At 55.1% G+C, this 5,543-nt stretch carries 3 rRNA genes; all 3 read left to right on the plus strand.

From position 1 onward, the window contains the following. Positions 1 to 414: 414 nt before the first annotated feature. Positions 415 to 1,939: ribosomal RNA gene (locus tag F1563_RS13290) — 16S ribosomal RNA — on the plus strand. Between the two features lie 209 nt (positions 1,940 to 2,148). Next, a 23S ribosomal RNA gene (locus tag F1563_RS13295) occupies positions 2,149 to 5,243 on the plus strand. A 119-nt stretch (positions 5,244 to 5,362) separates the two neighbouring features. Further along, a 5S ribosomal RNA gene (gene rrf / locus F1563_RS13300) occupies positions 5,363 to 5,479 on the plus strand. The 16S, 23S and 5S rRNA genes sit together here, the layout of an rRNA operon. Positions 5,480 to 5,543 lie beyond the last annotated feature (64 nt).

The raw sequence follows: 5,543 nt of genomic DNA on the forward strand, positions 1-5,543 counted from the left end.
TTTGCGTTGGTGGTGGGGTGTGTGTAATGTTTGGCGGGCCGTCGGGGGCTGCTTGGAGTGGTTTGAGTGGTTCTGGGTGGTGGCTGGTTCTGCTGGTTGGCTTTCGGGATTGCGGTTTTGTGGTTTCGGGGTTGGTGTGGTAAGGTTGGTCGGGTCGCCTTGTGATGGTTTCTGCATGGTTGTGTGTGGGGATTGTTGTGTGGGTGTGATGTTTGAGAACTCAACAGTGTGTCTTTGATAGTCAATAGATTTTTGTGATGCATCTGTGTGATGTGTCGGATTTTGTTTATGATTCCTTTGTGATTCTGGACATGTGACTGAATATTTTTTGGTTAGTGTTTGGGGTTAGTGTATTGGATTCTTCAGTTTGTTGCTGTGGCTTGCGCGTTGTTGTGTGGGTTGTGGTGATGTTTTTTATTGGAGAGTTTGATCCTGGCTCAGGACGAACGCTGGCGGCGTGCTTAACACATGCAAGTCGAACGGAAAGGCCTCTTTCGGGGGGTACTCGAGTGGCGAACGGGTGAGTAACACGTGAGTAACCTGCCCTTGACTTTGGGATAACTTCAGGAAACTGGGGCTAATACCGGATAGGAGCTCCTGCTGCATGGTGGGGGTTGGAAAGTTTCGGCGGTTGGGGATGGACTCGCGGCTTATCAGCTTGTTGGTGGGGTAGTGGCTTACCAAGGCTTTGACGGGTAGCCGGCCTGAGAGGGTGACCGGCCACATTGGGACTGAGATACGGCCCAGACTCCTACGGGAGGCAGCAGTGGGGAATATTGCACAATGGGTGGAAGCCTGATGCAGCAACGCCGTGTGCGGGATGACGGCCTTCGGGTTGTAAACCGCTTTCGCTCATGACGAAGCTTTGTGTGACGGTAGTGGGTAAAGAAGCACCGGCTAACTACGTGCCAGCAGCCGCGGTGATACGTAGGGTGCGAGCGTTGTCCGGATTTATTGGGCGTAAAGGGCTCGTAGGTGGTTGATCGCGTCGGAAGTGTAATCTTGGGGCTTAACCCTGAGCGTGCTTTTGATACGGGTTGACTTGAGGAAGGTAGGGGAGAATGGAATTCCTGGTGGAGCGGTGGAATGCGCAGATATCAGGAGGAACACCGGTGGCGAAGGCGGTTCTCTGGGCCTTTCCTGACGCTGAGGAGCGAAAGCGTGGGGAGCGAACAGGCTTAGATACCCTGGTAGTCCACGCTGTAAACGGTGGGTACTAGGTGTGGGGTCCATTCCACGGGTTCCGTGCCGTAGCTAACGCTTTAAGTACCCCGCCTGGGGAGTACGGCCGCAAGGCTAAAACTCAAAGGAATTGACGGGGCCCCGCACAAGCGGCGGAGCATGCGGATTAATTCGATGCAACGCGAAGAACCTTACCTGGGTTTGACATGGATCAGGAGTGCTTAGAGATGGGTGCGCCTCTTTTGGGGCTGGTTCACAGGTGGTGCATGGCTGTCGTCAGCTCGTGTCGTGAGATGTTGGGTTAAGTCCCGCAACGAGCGCAACCCTTGTTCACTGTTGCCAGCACGTTATGGTGGGGACTCAGTGGAGACTGCCGGGGTCAACTCGGAGGAAGGTGGGGATGACGTCAAGTCATCATGCCCCTTATGTCCAGGGCTTCACGCATGCTACAATGGCTGGTACAAAGAGTTGCGAGCCTGTGAGGGTGAGCGAATCTCGGAAAGCCGGTCTCAGTTCGGATTGGGGTCTGCAACTCGACCTCATGAAGTCGGAGTCGCTAGTAATCGCAGATCAGCAACGCTGCGGTGAATACGTTCCCGGGGCTTGTACACACCGCCCGTCAAGTCATGAAAGTTGGTAACACCCGAAGCCGGTGGCCTAACCTGTTGTGGGGGAGCCGTCGAAGGTGGGACTGGTGATTAGGACTAAGTCGTAACAAGGTAGCCGTACCGGAAGGTGCGGCTGGATCACCTCCTTTCTAAGGAGTTGTTGTTGTGGTGGAATGTTGGCGTCCTGCCGTGTGGTGGGGTTGGGGGCATGCTGTTGGGGTTCTGGGGTATCACGTTGTGTGGTGGCCTGGTGCGGTGATGCTGTGTCTGCTGTTGTGGTGGGTGTGGTGTTGGTTCGTGTGGTGGTTGAGAACTGTATAGTGGATGCGAGCATCTTATTTTTTGTGTGGCTTGTGTTGTGCAAGTTGTGTAGTGCGATCGGTGGATGCCTTGGCACCAAGAGCCGATGAAGGACGTTGTGACCTGCGATAAGCCCTGGGGAGTTGGTGAACGAGCTGTGATCCGGGGGTGTCCGAATGGGGAAACCTGGAATGTCCGGAGTTGTGTCCGGTGACCCTGCCCTGAATGTATAGGGGTGTGGGAGGTAACGCGGGGAAGTGAAACATCTTAGTACCCGTAGGAAGAGAAAACAAGTGTGATTCCGTGAGTAGTGGCGAGCGAAAGCGGAGGAGGCTAAACCGTGTGTGTGTTCAAGCCGGCAGGTGTTGCATGTGCGGGGTTGTGGGGGCCTTGTGGTTCTGCTGCCGCAGGATTGGCCAGTGAGAAATGTTGCGTGAAGGTGAAGCGTTTGGGAAGGCGTACCGGAGTGGGTGAGAGTCCCGTAACTGTGAGCGTGGCACTGGTGTGGGGTTGCCCCAAGTAGCGTGGGACTCGTGGAATTTCGCGTGAATCTGGCGGGACCACCCGTCAAGCCTAAATACTCCTTGGTGACCGATAGTGGATGAGTACCGTGAGGGAAGGGTGAAAAGTACCCCGGGAGGGGAGTGAAATAGTACCTGAAACCGGTCGCATGCGAGCCGTCAGAGCCTTGTGGGGTGATGGCGTGCCTTTTGAAGAATGAGCCTGCGAGTTAGTGATGCGTGGCGAGGTTAACCCGTGGTGGGGGAGTCGTAGCGAAAGCGAGTCCGAATGAGGGCGTTAGTCGCGTGTTCTAGACCCGAAGCGGTGTGATCTATCCATGGCCAGGATGAAGCGTCGGTAAGACGTCGTGGAGGTCCGAACCCACTTCAGTTGAAAATGGAGGGGATGAGTTGTGGATAGGGGTGAAAGGCCAATCAAACACCGTGATAGCTGGTTCTCCCCGAAATGCATTGAGGTGCAGCGTTGCGTGGTTCTTGTTGGAGGTAGAGCACTGGATGGTCTAGGGGGCTTATCGGCTTACTGAAATCAGCCAAACTCCGAATGCTGGCAAGTGTAGCGTGGCAGTGAGACGGCGGGGGATAAGCTTCGTCGTCGAGAGGGAAACAGCCCAGATCATCAGCTAAGGCCCCTAAGTGGTAACTGAGTGGGAAAGGATGTGGAGTTGCGTAGACAACCAGGAGGTTGGCTTGGAAGCAGCCATCCTTGAAAGAGTGCGTAATAGCTCACTGGTCAAGTGATTCCGCGCCGATAATGTAGCGGGGCTTAAGTTATTCGCCGAAGCTGTGGCAACCGTGTTCGGTTGGGTAGGGGAGCGTCGTGTCAGTGGTGAAGCTGCCGGGTGACCGTGTGGTGGAGGTGATGCGAGTGAGAATGCAGGCATGAGTAGCGTTTGACGGGTGGGAATCCCGTCCGCCGATTATCCAAGGGTTCCAGGGTGAAGTTTGTCTGCCCTGGGTGAGTCGGGTCCTAAGGCGAGGCCGACAGGCGTAGTCGATGGGTAACCAGTTGATATTCTGGTACCGGCATGTCACCGTCCGTGTCGAGGTGTGTGATGCTAAGCGTGCGAGTGTCCTGGTGATCCTTTTTTGGGGTGATCTTGTGGCGTGAGTGTGTGAACCGAGCATGTAGTAGGCAAGCTGCGGAGGGACGCAGGGAGGTAGCTCATCCCCGGCGATGGTTGTCCGGGGCTAAGTGTGTGGACTGTCTGGTAGGTAAATCCGCTGGGCGTGTAAGTTGAGGCATGATGGCGAGCCTGCGTGTGTGGGTGAGTGAGTGATCCTGTACTGTCGAGAAAAGCTTCGTGAGCGAGGTGGTGTGTCCGCCCGTACCCTAAACCGACACTGGTGGATAGGTAGAGTATACTGAGGCGTTCGAGTGAATCGTAGTGAAGGAACTCGGCAAAATGCCCCCGTAACTTTGGGATAAGGGGGACCTGAGCTGTCGTGCACTTGTGCGGTGTTGTGGCGGTGAGGGGCGCAGAGACCAGGGGGAAACGACTGTTTATCAAAAACACAGGTCCGTGCGAAGTCGTAAGACGATGTATACGGACTGACTCCTGCCCGGTGCTGGAAGGTTAAGAGGAGCGGTGAGGCACTGTTGGGTGTTGAAGCTGTGAATTTAAGCCCCAGTAAACGGCGGTGGTAACTATAACCATCCTAAGGTAGCGAAATTCCTTGTCGGGTAAGTTCCGACCTGCACGAATGGAGTAACGATTTCCCTACTGTCTCCACTACGAACTCGGTGAAATTGCAGTACGAGTAAAGATGCTCGTTACGCGCAGCAGGACGGAAAGACCCCGGGACCTTTACTATAGTTTGGTATTGGTGATTGGGATGATTTGTGTAGGATAGGTGGGAGACGTTGATGCGGCCACGCTAGTGGTGGTGGAGTCGTTGGTGAAATACCACTCTGATTGTTCTGGTTATCTCACTGTGGACCGTGATCCGGTTCAAGGACAGTGCCTGATGGGTAGTTTGACTGGGGCGGTCGCCTCCTAAAGGGTAACGGAGGCGCCCAAAGGTTCCCTCATCCTGGTTGGTAATCAGGTGGTGAGTGTAAGTGCACAAGGGGGCTTGACTGTGAGACTGACGGGTCGAGCAGGGACGAAAGTCGGGACTAGTGATCTGACGGTGGCTTGTGGATGTGCCGTCACTCAACGGATAAAAGGTACCCCGGGGATAACAGGCTGATCTTGCCCGAGCGCTCATAGCGACGGCATGGTTTGGCACCTCGATGTCGGCTCGTCGCATCCTGGGGCTGGAGTTGGTCCCAAGGGTTGGGCTGTTCGCCCATTAAAGCGGCACGCGAGCTGGGTTCAGAACGTCGTGAGACAGTTCGGTCCCTATCCGCTGCGCGCGGAGGAATCTTGAGAAGGGCTGTCTTTAGTACGAGAGGACCGAGACGGACTGACCTCTGGTGTGCCAGTTGTTCTGCCAAGAGCATGGCTGGTTGGCTACGTCGGGTTATGATAACCGCTGAAAGCATCTAAGCGGGAAGCATGCTTCAAGATGAGGGTTCCTGCAGGAGTGTTCCTGGTAAGGTCTCCGAGAGATGATCGGGTTGATAGGCCAGATGTGGACGCATTGTAAGGTGTGGAGCTGACTGGTACTAATAGACCGAGGACTTGTTTTAACATAGGTTACACGAGTGTGTAGAGTGTTTGCATTCACTATACGGCTCCCAGCCCCTGACACGGGGTGGCGCCAATCCCCCCTTTGATCCTTTGTGTGGGGTGGGGGGTTCTAGTTTTTTCCGGTGGTCATAGTGGAAGGGCCACACCCGGTCCCATTCCGAACCCGGTCGTTAAGCCTTCCAACGCCGATGGTACTGCATGAGGGATCGTGTGGGAGAGTAGGACACTGCCGGAACATAAGTGATACGGGGTGGGTGTGGATACGAGTAGGTATCCACACCCACCCCACTCCTTTATAT

This window comes from Cutibacterium modestum (assembly GCF_008326345.1).
Taxonomy (GTDB): Bacteria; Actinomycetota; Actinomycetes; order Propionibacteriales; family Propionibacteriaceae; genus Cutibacterium; species Cutibacterium modestum.